Here is a 15,172-nt window from a genome sequence, read left to right as displayed (position 1 = left end):
TAGGCACGCCCCGCGAGGGAATTACGCCCCCCGCGAGGAAAGCACGACACGCCCCCGCGAGGGGATCACGACACAGCCCGCGAGGTCAGCAAAAACCCCGCGGCGACGCGGGGTTCGGCATGTGCGGGGAAGCGGCGGGTTCGTCCCCCTGGTCGGATCAGCGGCAGGTCGTGACGCGCCGCACGATCCAGCCCTCGCCCTCGACCCAGAGGCGGCGGCGGGAACGGCTGCAATTGGCCGTGTCGTCCTCGGCCTCGGTGACGGAGGCCACCGGGCGCACGGTCTGGCTCGCGTCGGCGACACGGGTCGGGCTGCGGTCCGCGCCCGGCGCGGCGAGCGCGGCCGAACCGCCGGCGAGAAGAAGGAGAGCGACCGAGACAGCCGCCGGTTTCATCAGACTCATCGTCCTGCCCGCACGCCGACGCCGACGTGTCCTGCTTTTAGGGATTGTACAGCGATGTACCGCTGCGACTCTGGTGCGGTAATTCGCGACCGGCCGGTTCGGTTGCAGACCGTCCCGGCTTTCATTCACGCGCACGTGATGAAAAACGATTCGGCCGGCCCGGGGCCGGGTCCGAGGGCCGCGCGCCTGCGCCGCGCGCCGACGTCTTGCCGCGGGCGGCCGGCGGTTATAGGCAGGGCGCGCAAAGCAGATCCTCGATCTTCCCGAGATCTGATGCACGCGAGGTCCTTTTTAAGAACACTTCTAATCTTTGAGGCGGCAGATCTCGCTCGGCCGCATGTCATTCGAACACTTCTAAACTGGAGCTCCATCATGGCGGACGGATCGACGTTCGTTCAGGCTTTCACGATCCTGTTCCGCGAGGGTCTGGAGGCGCTTCTGGTGATCGCGGCGCTCGCCGCCTTCCTGCGGCGCGCCGGCGCGCCCGAGAAGATCACCCCGCTCTATGCCGGCGCGGGCGCGGCGGCGCTGGCGAGCCTCGCGATGGCCTGGGTCTTCGAGACCTACTTCGACGGCAACCACAACGACCTCGTGGAGGCGGGCGTCATGCTGCTCGCCGCGGCGCTGATGTTCTACATGAGCGGCTGGCTGTTCCTGCGCCAGGATCCGCGGGCTTGGCAGGCCGACCTGAACCGTATGGCCCAGCGGGCGCTCGGTGCGGGCACCGTCCTGTCGCTCGCGGGCATCGCCTTCCTCGCCGTCTTCCGCGAGGGCGCCGAGACCGTGCTGTTCCTGCACGCGCTGGCGCGGACGGCGAACGGCTTCGACGGCTCGCTGCTCGGCGGCCTTGCCGTGGCGGCCCTCGCCCTCGCCGCGATGTTCGTCGCCATGCAATGGCTGGCGCTGCGCCTGCCCCTGCGGCCGATGTTCCTGATCACCTCGGCCTTCCTGTTCGTGATGGGCCTGCGGCTCGTCGGGCAGGCCCTTCAGGAGATGCAGGAGCAGACGATCGTGTCCGTGCACAATGACGGCGTGCCGGAACTCGTGACCAATCTCGGCTTCAACGGCAGCTGGGAAGCGCTCGGCGTGCAGGGCGCCCTCATCGTCGCGGCCATCCTCTGCCTGACGCTGCTCTCGCTCCGCAAGCCGGACCGGGCGCCGGAGGCCAAGGCGGCACAGGCCAAGGCGGCGTAGAACCCCGTCCTGACGCCGGACGGCGCGCCCTCAGTGCAGGAGCGCGCCGCCCGCCGTGACGGAGAGCATCGGCAGCGTGACGGAGAGGGACGCCGGCTCGGGCGGCCGCTCGCGGGGCTGAACGGCGAAGGCGCCGATGCCTAGGGCGAGGCTGAGGGCGAGGAGCGACGCCTCGACGCCGCGATAGAAGCCGTCCATCCGAGGTCTCCCGGGTGCGGTCCTGGAACCGCCCCATCATCCCCGGAAGGAATGAGCAAATCGTGTAGCGCTCGCCGCTCCGGCCGGCCGCCGATGAGCGAGCGGCGATCCCCGCCAAGGCGCGCGGCGGGGATCCCCGGGGCGAGCGGCGGATCGGGTCAGGCGCGTCCCGCCGCCGGCATCCGCGCGAGGTCCGGCACCCGCTCGGGCGCGAGGAGTGCCGCGGCAAGATTCGCCTCCAGCACGATCAGGTCGCTATCGGCATCGGGCTCCCAGCCGCAGCGGCAGCCGTTCGGCCCCTCGTGGGCGCGGGCCACCTGCGCGTAGAGGGTGCCCACCACCCGCGCCGCCGCCTCGAGCGCCGCCATCGGCGGCAGCGGGTCGTTGCCGAGACTCTGCCAGAAGGTGCGCAGCAGCGCCTGCTCGAGCTTGGCCAGCCGCCGCTCCTCCTCCGCGCAGCAGGGCGCGGCCTCCCTCTGCACGACCGTCACCGGCGAACCTCCCGGCGCAGGGGAGCCGGGGTGGGGCTCGTGGCGACGAAGTCGATCAGGTCCGTGAGGCGATGCAGCCGCATGTCGAGGCAGGAGCCGTCCCACCACGCGAGCCGCGCGCAGCCTCGTATCAGGTTCAGGGCCCGTGCCATCCTGCTCTCCTCCGCGGGCGTCGCAACGCCACCGGCTGCAAAGGAACAGTGTTCGCGCGAGTAATCAAGCGATCCACGAAAGATTAGAAAGCATGTAATTTTGACAATGTGCGTAGTTTACAGTCGCTTTAATCTGGATCCATTCCATGAAACGCGAAACCGCGAGATTTCCGGCCGGCTTGGACGGCCGGAGCGCGGCCGGGATCGTTCCGACGGCGGGGCCTCCGCGTCACCCCGCCGAGGCGACGAGCATCGCCCCCGCCGCGATCAGGCCGACGCCGAGCCAGCCGGGAAGAGAGAGTGATTCGCCGAGGAAGAGGACGCCGAACAGGGCCACCAGCACGACGCTGAGCTTGTCGATCGGCGCCACGCGGGCCGCGTCGCCGAGCGAGAGCGCCCGGAAGTAGCAGAGCCAGGAGGCCCCCGTCGCGAGGCCGGACAGGATGAGGAAGACGAGGCTGCGGCCGGACAGGCTGCCGAGCCCCTGCACCTGCCCGGTGGCGGCGAGGATGGCGCCGGTGAGGAGCAGCACGACGACGGTGCGCACGAAGGTGGCGGCATCAGACGGGACGCCGGTGACGCCGACCTTGGCGAGGATCGCGGTCATGGCGGCGAAGGCTGCCGCCAGCAGGGCCCAGAAGCGCCAGGATTCGAGGAGCGGTCCCATCGGCGGCGCTACAGCATCGCCCGCATCGCGAGGAGGCCGAGGAAGAGGCCGCCGACGCCGAGCAGAACCGAGCCGAGGACGTAGAGGAGCGCCGCGCCGACCGCGCCGCGCTCCAGCAGGGTCACGGCCTCCAGCGAGTAGGTGGAGAAGGTGGTGAAGCCGCCGAGCACGCCGGTCGCCAGGAACAGCCGCGCGCCCGTCGCGCCGCCGCGCAGGGCGAACCAGCCCGTCAGCACGCCCATCAGCACCGAGCCGAGGACGTTGATGACGAGGGTGCCGACCGGAAAGTCCGAGCCGAGCCGGACCGAGGCGAGATTGACGCCGTGGCGGGCCATCCCGCCGAGGCCGGCGCCGAGGAAGACGAGGAGATACTGCATCCGGTCCGATCCCGCCTGCGACGCGCAAGGCCCCGCCTAAGCGGGGTCGAGGGATCGATCAAGCGCCGTGGGCCGCGCCAGGGGCGAGGGCCGGCACGGCATTGCCCGTGACCTGGCGGCCGGGCGGGCCTTGTCGCGAGTCTTCGCGGGATCGAGGCGGTTGCCGGCCGAGTCGAGCCTCCGGGCCGCGCAAGATTCGGCGCGGCGGCGGCATGATCTGGGACACGGATCGTTAACGAGCTTGTTTCTTTGCGGCACAGGGCGGGCGGTCCGACCGCACGGAATCCGGATTTTACCCACACTTAACCATCGCGGCTGGGGCTAAAGCCCTGGAACGACTCTTGAATTATTGCCCCCAACCCGGCAACCCTGTGTCGAGCCGGGATCAAAAGGGGTGACCGGCATGAGTCGCGTTGTGGGAGTTCTGGTGGTCGACGGACCACAGGAGGTCTGTCCGACCTTCCGTGCAACGCTGGAGCACATGCCGGCGGTGCACACGATCGGCGAGGCCGATCTGGCCGCGGCCGATCCCCGCTCGACCGTCGCCCTCGTCTTCGTGGACGAGGCCCGCCCGGGCGATGCCGCAGCCCGCGTCTCGGATCTGAAGGAGCGCCTTCCCGCCCTGCGCGCCCTGATCGCCTTCCAGGCCCTGACCGGCCCCGACCTGACGCGCCTCCTGGAGGCGGGCGCCGACGGGTTCGTGGCGCGCACGGCCTCGCCCGAGGCGATCTGCACGGCGCTGCTCGGGCTCGTGGACGGCGCTGCGTCACTCACCGACGCGCAGCCGGCCCCCGCCGCGGCCGATCAGGCGGACGGCCTCGGCCTGACGCCGCGGGAGGCCGAGGTGCTGCGCTTCCTCAGCGCCGGCTTCAGCAACAAGGAGGTGGCACGCCGCCTGACCCTCAGCGTGCGGACGGTGGAGACCCACCGGCTCAACCTGCGGCGCAAGACCCAGACCGGCCGGCTCAAGGACCTCGTGTCCCTGGCGCGGCACCTCGGGCTCGCGCCTGTCGTCGACAGCGACACCGCGCGCCGGCTGGGCGACGGCGCGCGCGCCAACAGCCCGGACGGTGCCGCCCGGCACTGAAAGCGGCTCGGCCTCCCGCCCTCCTCTCAGGCGGGATTCGGCTTGAGATCCTCGTTGACGGCCGAGAGCGGGCGCTTGGGCTTGCGGGCGACGTCGTCCCCGCGCACCGCCTCCTCCAGCGGCTCCGGCCCTTTGCGCAGGAGCTTGGCGAGGTAGTAGCTGCCGAAGCCGAAGATGATCGTGTAGGCGATCAGGAAGGCGACGAGGGATGTCGTCACCGCCTGTGTGGTCAGCGGCGAGTGGGCGTCCGCCGTGCGCAATTGCCCGTAGACGATGTAGGGCTGGCGGCCGATCTCGGCCGTGAACCAGCCGAACAGCACCGCCCCGAAGCCGGAGGGTGTCATCAGCATGGCGCAGGTGAGGAAGACGCGGTTCGTGTAGAGGGTGCCGCGCCAGCGCAGGTACAGGCTCCACAGGCTCAGGGCCAGCATCGCCATCCCGAGGGCGACCATGATGCGGAACGAGTAGAAGACCGGCCAGACCGGCGGCCGCTGATCGGGCTTCACGTCCTTGAGGCCCGGCACCACGCCCGAGAAATCATGCGTGAGGATGAAGCTGCCGAGCTTCGGGATGCCGATCTCGAAGTCGTTCCGCTCCTCCTTCTCGTTCGGGATCGCGAACAGCAGGAGCGGCATGTCGGCCTGCGTCTCCCAGTTCGCCTCGATCGCCGCGAGCTTGGTCGGCTGCAGCTTGAGCACGGCCAGCCCGTGCGAGTCGCCGATGAAGATCTGCAGCGGCGTGCAGATCACCGCGAACCACAGCGCCATCGAGAGGGAGAGGCGGGCGCCCGCCACCTTGGCCGGCGGCTCCGTGCGGGCCCGCAGGATCATCCAGGCCGACATGCCCGCCACCGCGAAGGCGGTGGTGAGGAAGCAGCCGAGCACCATGTGCGCGTAGCGGATCGGGAAGGAGGGGTTGAAGATCACCTTCAGCCAGTCGGTCGCCACCGCCCGGCCGTTCTCGACGACGAAGCCCGCCGGCGTCTGCATCCACGAGTTCGCCGACAGGATCCAGAAGGCCGAGATCAGGGTGCCGAGGGCCACCATGCAGGTGGAGAGGAAGTGCAGGCGGTCCCCCACCCGCTCCCAGCCGAACAGCATGATCCCGAGGAAGCCCGCCTCCAGGAAGAAGGCCGTGATCACCTCGTACTGGATCAGGGGACCCAGCACGTTGCCCGTGAAGTCGGAGTAGCGCGACCAGTTCGTGCCGAGCTGGTAGCTCATCACGATGCCGGAGACGACGCCGAGGCCGAAGGACACGGCGAAGGCCTTCACCCAGAACTGGTAGAGGTTCCGGTACATCGGGTTGCCGGTCCACAGCCACTGCGCCTCGAGCCGCGCCAGGAAGCTCGCCAGCCCGATCGTGAAGGCCGGGAAGATGATGTGGAACGCCATGGTGAACCCGAACTGGATGCGCGAGAGCATGAGCGCGTCGAGTTCCATGATGGGGATCCCTCGTCATCGGGCCGGGAACGGCCAGGGGCGGAGTAAATGACGTTTGTGCAGTCCGCATCAAGAGCGGGCCGCGCCTCAGCCCTCCTCGATGGCGTCGACCTTGTCGGGATAGAAGGCGAGATGGCCGCGGATGGCGCTCACCGCCGGGAACGGGTCCTCGTAGCTCCAGACGGCGTTCGGCCGCACCTCGCCGTCGACGGCGATGTCGTAGTAGCTCGCCTCGCCCTTGTAGGGGCAGCGGCTGGTGCGGGTGCTCCGGGCGAAGAGCTCGAAGCGCGCGTCCGCCCGGGGAATGTAGAGGACCGGCAGGTAGCTCGCCTCGCTGAGGCGCAGCGCGCCCCGCGTGTCGACGACGGTGGTGCCGCGCACGCTCATGCGGACCCGGCCCGCATGCGGCGCGATCCGGATCGGATGGTCGGGGCCGGGCTCTCTCATCGCGGGCTCCTCTCGGCGGGGATGCTGTCGGGATCGATCTCGCGGGTGTTCAGGGCGTCGGCGAGTCGCGCCTGGGCGCTGCCGGGCCGGAGCGGCTTCTGCTGGCTCTCGTGCGGTGCCCAGCCCGAGAGCCAGAGGATCTCGAAGCTCGCCCGCAGGCGCCCGTCCGGGTCGGCGAAGCGGTCGGCGTAGATCTCGGCCGCGCGGACGAGCGTCGCCCGCCGCAGGGGCGTGCGCCGCCGCTCGGTCAGGACGTTCGTCAGCCCCATCGCCCGCAGGTCCCGCATCAGGGCGAAGGGGTCGCGATAGCGCACGGTCAGGGTTTCGGTGTCCGTGACGGGCAGCGCAAAGCCCGCCCGCTGGAGCAGGCCGCCGATCTCGCGCACCTCCGCGAAGGGAGCGACGCGCGGGCTGATCCCGCCCTCGACCTCGCTCTCGGCGGCCGCGAAGGCTTGGCGCAGCTCGGTCAGGGTGCGCCCGCCCAGGAGGCAGCCGACGAAGAGGCCGTCGGGCCGCAGCGCCCGGCGGAGCTGGACGAGGGCGCCGGGCAGGTCGTTGACGTGCTGGAGCGCCAGCAGCGAGACCGCGAGATCGAAGCTGGCGGGCGCGAAGGGAAGCGCCTCCGGGTCGCCGACCGCGCGCGGGAGGCCGTCGGCGGCCTCCGGGACCGGCGAGAGGCGCAGGACCGACTCGACCCGCCCGCTCGCCGCGAGGCGGCACGCCGCGGCGGCCGTCGGCGAGGCGAGATCGAGGGCGCGCGAGAAGCTCCGCAGCACGGCGGCGAGGCGCTCCTCCAGGTCCTCCACCGCGCGTGCCAGCAGGAAATCGGCGTAGCCGCCCGCCCGCGCCCGGGCGAGGCGGCGGCGGGCGAGCGGGGTATCGAACAGGGGAATCGGCGCGTCCATCGAGGGACAATGAAGCCGGGTCGGCGAGGTTGCCAGCGCCCGGTGCCCTGCGCGGCATGCGTGCGCGGAAACGCTCGCGGCGGGGCCCGCGCATCACGCTTACGCGAGACCGGAACGGAGCGGAAGCGACGCCGTTTCCGCTCCACCGCAACCGGAGTAATCAGCGATGAAGCGCACCGTCCTCGGAGCCGCGATGGTCCTCATGGCCCTCTCTCTCAGCCCTGCGGCCGAGGCCAAGGGCTGCATCAAGGGCGCCATCGTCGGCGGCGTCGCCGGCCACATGGCCGGGCACGGCGTCGTCGGCGCGGCCGCGGGCTGCGCCATCGGGCGCCACCGCGCCAACAAGGAGGAGCGCCGGACCGGTACGGGCCAGCCGCCCGCCCAGTCGGCGCACTAGGAGCCTGCATGCGGGCACCGCTCCTCGCCCCGGTGCCCGCTCTCCGATCGCTGCTCCGGGTCGCGCTCGGCCTCGTCTACCCGCCGGCCTGCGCGGCCTGCGGCGCGGCGACGGCCGATCCCGGCGCCTTCTGCCCCGGCTGCTGGGCCTCGCTGCGCCTGATCGAAGCCCCGCTCTGCCCTCGCTACGGCACGCCCTTCGCCCTCGATCTCGGCCTCGGCCCCCTCCTCTCGCCCCGCGCCATCGCCGAACCGCCGGTCTTCGGGCGGGCGCGTGCCGTTGCCCTCTATGACGGGGCGGCGCGCGAGATCGTGCACCGCCTCAAGTACGAGGACCGGCTCGATCTCGCCGTGCCGATGGCGCGGATGATGGCGTCGCGCGGGCGCGAGGTCGTCGCCGAGGCGGATTGCGTGGTGCCGGTGCCGCTCCACCGCTGGCGCCTGTTCCGGCGCCGCTTCAACCAAGCCGCCCTCCTCGCCCGGCCGATCGCCCGCGGAGCCGGACTGCCCTTCGAGCCCGGCGCCCTGACGCGCGTCCGGGCCACCCGCTCCCAGGTCGGCCTGAGCCGGGCAGGCCGCGCGGCGACCCTCCAGGGTGCCTTCCGGGTGGCGCAGACGGCGCGCGCCCGGCTGCAGGGCCGGCGCGTGCTCCTCGTGGACGACGTCACCACGACCGGTGCCACGGCGAATGCCGCGGCCCGGGCCCTGCTGCGGGGCGGAGCGGCCTCCGTCGACCTCCTCACCTTCGCCCTCGTCGCGCAGGAGCCGCTCTGACGGGGAGCCGCGCTCCCAATGCGAGCCCGCACCGGCCCGCGGAACGGTTCGCCCCACGCCCCCGTTCCTGCCCCCCCGACCGACCGGCGAGCCGGCAGCCGCGCCGAACGGTGCCGCATGACATGTCAGGACCGGCAGTCATTCCAAGAAATGACGCGCGCAATTTGTTGTCGCAACAACATCCGCGGACGCATTTGCCGAAAAACCATAAGAAAATCTCGGAACGGTATCGAACCGCTATGCATTTCAAGCCGCGAATATCGGGGCCACGCCTCGATATGAACGACAAATTCGGAGGAACTCTATGTTGCTGAAGCAGATTCGCGTCGCCGCCCTGGCGACCACGTTCGTCGTCGGTGGCGCCGCGCTGGCTCTTGCCCAGTCGAGCTCGACGGTCGGGACCGGCGGTTCCTCGGCGGGCGGCGGCACCAGCTCGTCGACGGTGGGCACCGGCGGCTCCTCGGCCGGCTCCGGCAGCGGCTCGGGCTCCTCCTCGACGCTCGGCACCGGCGGCTCGTCCGCGGGCGGCGGCAAGAGCTCGTCCTCGGTCGGTACCGGCGGCTCCTCGGCCGGCAACACCACGGGCTCCACGGTGGGCACCGGCGGCTCCTCGGCCGGTTCCGGCAACAGCATGAAGGACGGCCCCGGCAAGTCGGGCGAGCACGGCAAGGCCGGCGAGCGCGGCGAGCACACGGGCGTCGACAAGCATTGACGCGCTTCGGGCGGTCCTTCGGGGCCGCCCGTTCCGGCATCCGGACGATGTCAGACTCGACGCCGAGGGAGACGTTCATGTCGCGCTTCAGCTTTCCCAGCCTGCTCCTGCCCGTCTTCGGCGTCGCTGCCCTCACGGGCGCCGTGGCGGCGGGCTACGCGCAGACCAGCACCGTCACGGCCGGGCCCGGCGGCGTGTCGGGCGGCACCACCATCACCAACAGCGAGGGCAAGCCCTGCCGCGTGGTGGGGGGTCCCGCGAAGGCGGATGGGAGCGTGACGAGTTCCGTCACGGCCGGACCCGGCGGCGCCACGAGTTCCAGCAGCGGCGGAAACTCGGTCACCGTCCGCTCCGGCGACGGCCGTTCGAGCTCGTCCGTGAGCACCAGCGGCAACGGCTCGGCCGCCGTCGCGGGCTCCGGCGATTGCGTCGTCACCCGCCATCCCGACAAGAAATGAGGCGACCCATGATCCGAATCCTCCTCCCCGTCGCGCTCTGCGCCACCCTCCTCGCGTCCCCGGCGCCGGCTCAGACGAGCGCCACCGGCGGCAGCGGAGGCTCGGCGGCCGCGGGCGGAACCTCGGCCTCGAGCGTCGGCACCGGCGGCACGTCGACCGGGGCGGACGGGCGCACCGGCTCCTCCCTCGCCACCGGGGGCGCGGCAGCCGGCGACAAGGCGCGGAGCCGCTCGCACGTGAACGAGACGGGGCAGGGCCTTAACGGCCAGTCGAAGGCGATGGCCCATGACGGCGGCACCTTCTCGAAGTCGCAGACCAAGACCAAGGTGCGCGACGGCGAATCCGTGGAATCGCGGACCAAGTCGATGTCCCACGAGCCCGGCGAGAAGCCGGTGAAGTCCACCTCGACGACGGGCCGCTAAGGGCGCGGATGCGCGACAAATGCCCTCCGGTGCGCCGGAGGGCCGGGGGCGGAGCCCGGGCCTCACGAGGTCCGGGCTCTCGTGTGTCCCTGCGTGACCGCGTGCGTGTCCTCGTACCGGCTACGCCTCGGCGCAGATCCTCGTGCCGGCTGCGCTTCAGCGCAGGTCCTCGTGCCGGCTGCGCCTTAGCGCAGATCCTCGTGCCACGTGCGCCCGTCGCGCTCGATCAGGGCGATCGCCGCGGTCGGCCCCCAGGAGCCTGCGGCGTAGGGCCGGGGCGCCTCGGGCCGGTCGGCCCAGGCCTTCAGCAGCGAATCTGCCCAGGCCCAGGCCACCTCCACCTCGTCGCGCCGCATGAAGAGCGTCGGGTTGCCGCGCACCACGTCCATCAGCAGGCGCTCGTAGGCGTCGGGGTAGCGCTGCTTGAAGGTCTCCTCGAAGGAGATGTCGAGGGCGGTCGGCCGCAGGCGCATGCCGCCGGGGCCGGGATCCTTCGTCATCACCTCGAGCTTCATGCCCTCCTGCGGCTGCAGGCGGATGACGAGGCGGTTCGGCTCGCGCCCGAACGACTCCTCGGGGAAGATCGAGAAGGGCGAGGCGCGGAACTGCACCACGATCTCGGACATCTTCTGCGGCAGCCGCTTGCCGGTGCGTAGGTAGAAGGGCACGCCGGCCCAGCGCCACGACTGCACCTCGAGCTTGAGCGCCACGAAGGTCTCGGTGCGGCTCTGCGAGCCGGGGCCGAGATCGGCGAGGTAGCCCTCCACCGGCCTGCCCTCGACGGCGCCCGCCGCGTACTGGCCGCGCACGGTGACGTGCTGCACGTCGTTGGCCGTGATCGGCTTGAGGGCGCGCAGCACCTTCAGCTTCTCGTCGCGCACGGAATTGGCGTCGAGATTGAGCGGGCTCTCCATCGCGGTGAGGCAGAGAAGCTGCAGGAGGTGGTTCTGCACCATGTCCCGCAGGGCGCCCGACGTGTCGTAATAGCCCGCGCGGCTCTCGACGCCCACCGTCTCGCCCACCGTGATCTGGACGTGGTCGATCACGTCCGCCGTCCAGAGCCGCTCGAAGATGGTGTTGGCGAAGCGCAGCGCCAGCAGGTTCTGGACCGTCTCCTTGCCGAGATAATGGTCGATCCGGAAGATCTGCTCCTCGGGGAAGACCTCGCCGACCGCGTCGTTGATGGCGCGGGCCGATTTCAGGTCCTTGCCGATCGGCTTCTCCAGCACGACGCGGCTCTTCTCGCCGATGAGCCCGTGGCGCGCGAGGTTCCGGCAGATCGCGCCGTAGAGGTCGGGCGAGGTGGCGAGGTAGTAGGGCCGCACCTGGTCGGGCCGCTCGGCGAGCTTCTCCGCGAGATCCTCCCAGCCGTCCTCGCCCGCGCCGTCCACCGCGACGTAGTCGAGATGGTCGACGAAGGCGGAGAGCGCCTCCTCGGAGAGGTCGTGACCCGGCACGAAGCGCTTGAGGGCGTCCCGCGCCCGTTCGCGGAACTGGTCGCCCGTGATCTCGGAGCGGGAGGCGCCGATGATGCGGCTCGTCGGCGGGATCTGGCCGTCCTTGTAGCGGTAGTAGAGAGCCGGCAGGAGCTTGCGGGTGGTGAGGTCTCCCGTGGCGCCGAAGACGACGCAGTCGAAGGAAGCAACGGGGATGATCGTGGCCAAGGGCGGCTCCCGTGTTCGTGCGGCCTCCGGGGCGGAGGGCCGGACTCGGGCCTCACGGGCACCCGCCCGGCGGAGACCCGGATTATACCCCTCGCAAAAGGTTCGCCAGACGGGACCGTCTCACGAGAGCGGCACCGGGCTCACGCCGCCCGCCGGACCCCACGGCCGGCAGGCCGGCGCAGCACCGCGATGCCGGCCAGCACGACGAGGAGGATGAGGGCCGGGATCGCCATGGTTACGGGATCGCCCGCCCGCAGATGGCTCCCCACCGCGCCGAGCATGATCACGGCGAGCAGAGCCGCGCCGAGGGCGGCGGTTCCGCGCATCGCGAGGAGCAGGGCGCCGACGACCTGGAGGGCGCCGACCGCGTACATGAACCAGAGGGGATAGCCGAAGCGCTGGAAGCCCGAGACCTCGAACGCGGTGCCCGCGAACTTCATCCCCGCCGCGACGAGGACGAAGAGGGCGATGAGGACCCGCAGGATCTGCCCCCCGGTCCGCGTGCTCACGCCTGTCGTCATGGTCTTTCCGCCCCGATGGCGGCCGGAGCTTGGCCGCGGACGCCATGATGAGCGGAGCCCCGTGTCCGGGTGATTGCGTGCCGTGTTGCGTGGGACGACGCGGTGACGGCCCGATACGACGGCTCAGCCCTCCATGTGCCGCCGGAACGCCTCGGCGAAATCCGGGTGCCAGCGCGAGAGCGCCGGCCGGTTCCCGATGATGTCGCCGGCCGCCCAGGCGATGCGGCGCTCGTCCTGCGCCCGCGTCGTCTCGTTGTCGGGACAGAGGATGTAGAAATCGCCGGCCGCGAGCCGTTCCAGGAGGAAGGCCACCGTCTCCTCGGGCGTCCAGGCGCCGTCCGGCTTCTCGGCGACGCCGCGGGCCTTGGCGAGGCCCGTGTAGACGAAGCCCGGGATGAAGAGGTGGGCGCTCACCCGGCATCCGTCGCGCCCGCGCAGGTCGTGGGCGAGCGCCTCGGTGACGACCTTCACGCCCGCCTTCGAGACGTTGTAGGGCGTGTTGCCCGGCGGCGTGGTGATGCCCTGCTTCGAGCCCGTGACGATGACGGCGCCGGGCCGCCCCGCCTCGATCATGCCCGGCACGAAGCCCCCGATCCCGTTCACCACGCCCCAGAGGTTGGTGTCGAGGATGCGGTGCCAGAGGTCGAGGTCGGAGAAGAGCGTGCCGCCCGCCTCGATGCCGGCATTCAGCATCAGCACGGCCGGGGGGCCGCCCTGCGCGGTGACGGCGTCGCGCAGGGCCTCCATCGCCTCGCGGCTCCCGACATCGGTCGGCACGGCCCGAACCTCCACGGCGGCCAGCGCCGCGACCTCGGCGCGGGCCGCCTCCAGCGCCTCGCCGGGCAGATCCACCAGCCAGACGTTCATGCCGATTCCCGCGAACGCCTTGGCGGCGGCGAGCCCGATGCCGCTCCCGGCCCCCGTGACGAGGGCCGAACGGCCCGGGCTGAGGGCGGGGTGCTGGGGCATGGGCTCGGTCTCCGGGTCCGGTCGGGCGCTGAGAGGGTGGGGCGCGGGGACGCATTGTCGAGGGGACGCTCGCGGGCTGCACGCGCTCGTGCGTACAATGATCGCTCCCGTCCTTCCCTCCCAGGCCGATCCCTTGCGCATCCCTGACCCGAGCCGCCGCGCGGTGATCGCCGGGCTCGCCGGCCTCGCAGCCTCGCCGGCCGCGGCGGGATCGTGGTCGGCCGACGGCCTCCACGCGGCCGCCGCCCGCACCGGCCTCGCCTACGGCACCGCCGTGCCGGTCGAGCGGATGGGGGACAGGGCCTACCTCGCCGTCGTCGCCCGCGAATGCGGCATCCTCGTCCCCAACACCCAGACGAAGATGCTGAGCATCCTCACCGCGCCCGGCGTCGAGGATTTCACCGAGACAGACAAGGTGCTGCGGCTCGCCCGCGCCAACGGGCAGCGCCTGCGCGGGCACACCCTCGTCTGGCACGACGGAATCCCGGCCTGGGCGCAGCCGCTCCTCGCCCGCGCCAATGCCTATCAGGCCGAAAGCTTCCTGCGGCGCTGGATCGGCGCAGTGGCGGGCCATTGCCGAGGCCGGATCGAGGCCTGGGACGTCGTCAACGAGGTGCTGGCGCAGGGCGAGATCCGCCGCGCCGACGGCCTGCGCGAGACGCCCTGGCTGGCCGCCCTCGGGCCGGACTACATCGACCTCGCCTTCCGCATCCTGCACGAGGTCGACCCCAAGGCCGCGGGCACCTGGAACGAGGATGCGGTGGAGCAGGGCGTGCCCTGGATGGAGGCGCGCCGGACCCTGGTGCTGCGCCGAATCGAGGGCATGCGCGCCCGCGGCGTGCCGATCCACCGCTTCGGCCTGCAATCCCACCTCGCGAGCCCGATCCCGATCGACGAGCGAGCATTGCGGCGCTTCCTGCGCGAACTCGGCCAGATGGGGCTCGGCATCGAGATCACCGAGCTCGATTTCGACGACCGCGCCTTTCCCGCCGACATCGCGACCCGCGACCGGATGGTGGCGGATTATGCCCGGCGCTATCTCGACGTGGTGCTCGACGAGCCGGCGGTGCTCAACGTCCTGACCTGGGACGTCTACGACCCCGCCACCTGGCTCAACCATCACCCCGACCGCCGCCGGCCGGACGGGCTGCCGCAGCGGGCCCTGCCCTTCGACGCGGCCTACCGGCGCAAGCCCCTCTGGCACGCGATGCACAGGGCCTTCGCGGCCGCGCCGGACCATCGGGCGGCCCGGGATCGCCTGCGCCGGGTGTGAGGCATCGCACCTGTCACCGAAGCTGGACACCTCGTCCCGTCTCCGTTCAGGGGAATGGTAACCATCCCCGCCCATGATCCGGCGCACGCACCTCCGAAAGGCCCGCGATGCGCTCGCGTCTGTTCCCGTTTGCCTCCCGCCTGCGCGCGGGCCTCTCGCCGCTGGCACTCATCGCCGCGCTCGGCACCGCTTCCGCGCAGACGCCGCCGGCCCCGCCGTCGCCCCTGGGGGAGCCGGCCCCCGCCGTTGCGCCCCCTCCTCCGCCCGTGCCCACCATGCCCGTGCCCGCCCCGCCCGCGACGCAGGGAGCGCCCGCCCAGCCGCTGGCCGAGGCGCCCGCGAAGAAATCCCGCGAGCCGGCGCCCCTCGTCTACGCCCGCGTCTCCGAGGACCCGGTGCCGACGCTCGCGCCCTCGACCTTCCTCGACACGCTCCGCATGGCCGAGCGCTACCAAGCCTACGCCGAGGCCGGCGGTTGGGAGAGCCTGCCGGCGGACCTCGTGCTGAAGCCGGGCGCGCAGAGCCCGTCCGTGCCGAGCCTGCGCCACCACCTGACGCTCACGGGCGATCTGCCCGCCGACGCGACCCCGAGCGACCGGCACGACGCCGCGCTGGTCGCC

General features: G+C 71.7%; 20 protein-coding genes and 1 pseudogene. 9 read left to right on the top strand and 12 right to left on the bottom strand.

What is annotated here, in order from left to right; translation table 11 throughout:
* Positions 1–157 precede the first annotated feature (157 nt).
* Entirely contained in the window at positions 158–394 is a 237-nt protein-coding gene (locus E1J50_RS17870) for a hypothetical protein (RefSeq protein ID WP_245516628.1), read from the bottom strand.
* A 381-nt stretch (positions 395–775) separates the two neighbouring features.
* Here E1J50_RS17870 and E1J50_RS17865 point away from each other — a divergent pair, with 381 nt between their 5' ends.
* Positions 776–1,597 (top strand): FTR1 family protein, encoded by an 822-nt coding sequence (locus E1J50_RS17865; RefSeq protein WP_132255189.1) that lies wholly within the window; start codon positions 776–778, stop codon positions 1,595–1,597.
* Positions 1,598–1,627: 30 nt separating this feature from the next.
* Here the strand turns inward: E1J50_RS17865 and E1J50_RS27435 are convergent, their stop codons facing one another.
* The 5 genes from E1J50_RS27435 to crcB all read right to left on the bottom strand — a co-directional run bounded on the left by E1J50_RS27435 (position 1,628) and on the right by crcB (position 3,482).
* On the bottom strand, positions 1,628–1,795 hold the full coding sequence (locus tag E1J50_RS27435; protein ID WP_165937908.1) for a hypothetical protein: 168 nt from the start codon (positions 1,793–1,795) through the stop codon (positions 1,628–1,630).
* 158 nt (positions 1,796–1,953) lie between these two features.
* Entirely contained in the window at positions 1,954–2,277 is a 324-nt protein-coding gene (locus tag E1J50_RS17860) for a hypothetical protein (protein WP_132255206.1), read from the bottom strand.
* Positions 2,278–2,282: 5 nt separating this feature from the next.
* Positions 2,283–2,438, bottom strand: a complete 156-nt coding sequence (locus tag E1J50_RS27430; protein WP_165937907.1) for a hypothetical protein — start codon at positions 2,436–2,438, stop codon at positions 2,283–2,285.
* A gap of 229 nt (positions 2,439–2,667) precedes the next feature.
* On the bottom strand, positions 2,668–3,105 hold the full coding sequence (locus tag E1J50_RS17855; RefSeq protein ID WP_132255188.1) for an EamA family transporter: 438 nt from the start codon (positions 3,103–3,105) through the stop codon (positions 2,668–2,670).
* Positions 3,106–3,113: 8 nt separating this feature from the next.
* Positions 3,114–3,482, bottom strand: coding sequence for a fluoride efflux transporter CrcB (gene crcB, locus E1J50_RS17850; protein WP_132255187.1), 369 nt, complete (start codon positions 3,480–3,482; stop codon positions 3,114–3,116).
* A gap of 403 nt (positions 3,483–3,885) precedes the next feature.
* Between crcB and E1J50_RS17845 the strand changes: the two genes are divergently transcribed.
* On the top strand, positions 3,886–4,569 hold the full coding sequence (locus E1J50_RS17845) for a LuxR C-terminal-related transcriptional regulator (RefSeq protein WP_132255186.1): 684 nt from the start codon (positions 3,886–3,888) through the stop codon (positions 4,567–4,569).
* Positions 4,570–4,595: 26 nt separating this feature from the next.
* On the opposite strand, the gene E1J50_RS17840 is transcribed toward E1J50_RS17845, so the two are convergent.
* The 3 genes from E1J50_RS17840 to E1J50_RS17830 form a co-directional block, all read right to left on the bottom strand.
* Positions 4,596–6,011: a cytochrome ubiquinol oxidase subunit I gene (locus E1J50_RS17840; protein WP_132255185.1), complete on the bottom strand. Its 1,416-nt coding sequence runs from the start codon at positions 6,009–6,011 to the stop codon at positions 4,596–4,598.
* An 87-nt stretch (positions 6,012–6,098) separates the two neighbouring features.
* Entirely contained in the window at positions 6,099–6,458 is a 360-nt protein-coding gene (locus E1J50_RS17835; RefSeq protein WP_132255184.1) for a DUF427 domain-containing protein, read from the bottom strand.
* Complete coding sequence (locus E1J50_RS17830; protein WP_132255183.1) at positions 6,455–7,363, bottom strand: methyltransferase domain-containing protein; 909 nt, start codon at positions 7,361–7,363, stop codon at positions 6,455–6,457. Before E1J50_RS17830 ends, E1J50_RS17835 begins: the two co-directional genes overlap by 4 nt.
* A 166-nt stretch (positions 7,364–7,529) precedes the next feature.
* Here E1J50_RS17830 and E1J50_RS17825 point away from each other — a divergent pair, with 166 nt between their 5' ends.
* From E1J50_RS17825 to E1J50_RS17805, 5 genes are all read left to right on the top strand, one after another.
* Positions 7,530–7,760: a hypothetical protein gene (locus E1J50_RS17825; RefSeq protein ID WP_132255182.1), complete on the top strand. Its 231-nt coding sequence runs from the start codon at positions 7,530–7,532 to the stop codon at positions 7,758–7,760.
* An 8-nt stretch (positions 7,761–7,768) separates the two neighbouring features.
* On the top strand, positions 7,769–8,533 hold the full coding sequence (locus E1J50_RS17820) for a ComFC family protein (protein ID WP_132255181.1): 765 nt from the start codon (positions 7,769–7,771) through the stop codon (positions 8,531–8,533).
* A 304-nt stretch (positions 8,534–8,837) separates the two neighbouring features.
* Positions 8,838–9,245: a hypothetical protein gene (locus E1J50_RS17815; RefSeq protein WP_245516627.1), complete on the top strand. Its 408-nt coding sequence runs from the start codon at positions 8,838–8,840 to the stop codon at positions 9,243–9,245.
* A gap of 77 nt (positions 9,246–9,322) precedes the next feature.
* Positions 9,323–9,703, top strand: a complete 381-nt coding sequence (locus E1J50_RS17810; protein WP_245516626.1) for a glycosyl hydrolase — start codon at positions 9,323–9,325, stop codon at positions 9,701–9,703.
* A gap of 8 nt (positions 9,704–9,711) precedes the next feature.
* A complete protein-coding gene (locus E1J50_RS17805) occupies positions 9,712–10,125 on the top strand; it encodes a hypothetical protein (protein ID WP_132255180.1) in 414 nt (137 codons plus the stop codon).
* A 185-nt stretch (positions 10,126–10,310) separates the two neighbouring features.
* On the opposite strand, the gene zwf is transcribed toward E1J50_RS17805, so the two are convergent.
* From zwf to E1J50_RS17790, 3 genes are all read right to left on the bottom strand, one after another.
* Positions 10,311–11,789 carry a glucose-6-phosphate dehydrogenase gene (zwf, locus tag E1J50_RS17800; RefSeq protein WP_132255179.1) on the bottom strand — a complete coding sequence of 493 codons (1,479 nt, stop codon included), beginning with the start codon at positions 11,787–11,789 and terminating at the stop codon, positions 10,311–10,313.
* A gap of 140 nt (positions 11,790–11,929) precedes the next feature.
* Positions 11,930–12,310 carry a DoxX family protein gene (locus E1J50_RS17795; RefSeq protein ID WP_132255178.1) on the bottom strand — a complete coding sequence of 127 codons (381 nt, stop codon included), beginning with the start codon at positions 12,308–12,310 and terminating at the stop codon, positions 11,930–11,932.
* Positions 12,311–12,433: 123 nt separating this feature from the next.
* Positions 12,434–13,279: an SDR family NAD(P)-dependent oxidoreductase gene (locus E1J50_RS17790; RefSeq protein ID WP_132255177.1), complete on the bottom strand. Its 846-nt coding sequence runs from the start codon at positions 13,277–13,279 to the stop codon at positions 12,434–12,436.
* Between the two features lie 133 nt (positions 13,280–13,412).
* Here E1J50_RS17790 and E1J50_RS17785 point away from each other — a divergent pair, with 133 nt between their 5' ends.
* Together E1J50_RS17785 and E1J50_RS28145 are read left to right on the top strand one after the other, a co-directional pair.
* Entirely contained in the window at positions 13,413–14,552 is a 1,140-nt protein-coding gene (locus E1J50_RS17785; protein ID WP_245516625.1) for an endo-1,4-beta-xylanase, read from the top strand.
* Positions 14,553–14,659: 107 nt separating this feature from the next.
* A pseudogene (locus tag E1J50_RS28145) lies at positions 14,660–15,172 on the top strand (L,D-transpeptidase family protein); the annotation flags it as partial.

The organism is Methylobacterium segetis, assembly GCF_004348265.1.
GTDB lineage: Bacteria > Pseudomonadota > Alphaproteobacteria > Rhizobiales > Beijerinckiaceae > Methylobacterium > Methylobacterium segetis.
Note: the sequence above shows the minus strand (reverse complement) of the source record. Positions and strands in the feature narration are given on the sequence as shown.

Bases quoted from the DNA above. Each gene is read 5' to 3' on its own strand.
- E1J50_RS17870 (WP_245516628.1), bottom strand. From the start codon at position 394: ATGAAACCGGCGGCTGTCTCGGTCGCTCTCCTTCTTCTCGCCGGCGGT.
- E1J50_RS17865 (WP_132255189.1), top strand. From the start codon at position 776: ATGGCGGACGGATCGACGTTCGTTCAGGCTTTCACGATCCTGTTCCGC.
- E1J50_RS27435 (WP_165937908.1), bottom strand. From the start codon at position 1,795: ATGGACGGCTTCTATCGCGGCGTCGAGGCGTCGCTCCTCGCCCTCAGC.
- E1J50_RS27430 (WP_165937907.1), bottom strand. From the start codon at position 2,438: ATGGCACGGGCCCTGAACCTGATACGAGGCTGCGCGCGGCTCGCGTGG.
- E1J50_RS17855 (WP_132255188.1), bottom strand. From the start codon at position 3,105: ATGGGACCGCTCCTCGAATCCTGGCGCTTCTGGGCCCTGCTGGCGGCA.
- crcB (WP_132255187.1), bottom strand. From the start codon at position 3,482: ATGCAGTATCTCCTCGTCTTCCTCGGCGCCGGCCTCGGCGGGATGGCC.
- E1J50_RS17845 (WP_132255186.1), top strand. From the start codon at position 3,886: ATGAGTCGCGTTGTGGGAGTTCTGGTGGTCGACGGACCACAGGAGGTC.
- E1J50_RS17840 (WP_132255185.1), bottom strand. From the start codon at position 6,011: ATGGAACTCGACGCGCTCATGCTCTCGCGCATCCAGTTCGGGTTCACC.
- E1J50_RS17835 (WP_132255184.1), bottom strand. From the start codon at position 6,458: ATGAGAGAGCCCGGCCCCGACCATCCGATCCGGATCGCGCCGCATGCG.
- E1J50_RS17830 (WP_132255183.1), bottom strand. From the start codon at position 7,363: ATGGACGCGCCGATTCCCCTGTTCGATACCCCGCTCGCCCGCCGCCGC.
- E1J50_RS17825 (WP_132255182.1), top strand. From the start codon at position 7,530: ATGAAGCGCACCGTCCTCGGAGCCGCGATGGTCCTCATGGCCCTCTCT.
- E1J50_RS17820 (WP_132255181.1), top strand. From the start codon at position 7,769: ATGCGGGCACCGCTCCTCGCCCCGGTGCCCGCTCTCCGATCGCTGCTC.
- E1J50_RS17815 (WP_245516627.1), top strand. From the start codon at position 8,838: ATGTTGCTGAAGCAGATTCGCGTCGCCGCCCTGGCGACCACGTTCGTC.
- E1J50_RS17810 (WP_245516626.1), top strand. From the start codon at position 9,323: ATGTCGCGCTTCAGCTTTCCCAGCCTGCTCCTGCCCGTCTTCGGCGTC.
- E1J50_RS17805 (WP_132255180.1), top strand. From the start codon at position 9,712: ATGATCCGAATCCTCCTCCCCGTCGCGCTCTGCGCCACCCTCCTCGCG.
- E1J50_RS17795 (WP_132255178.1), bottom strand. From the start codon at position 12,310: ATGACGACAGGCGTGAGCACGCGGACCGGGGGGCAGATCCTGCGGGTC.
- E1J50_RS17790 (WP_132255177.1), bottom strand. From the start codon at position 13,279: ATGCCCCAGCACCCCGCCCTCAGCCCGGGCCGTTCGGCCCTCGTCACG.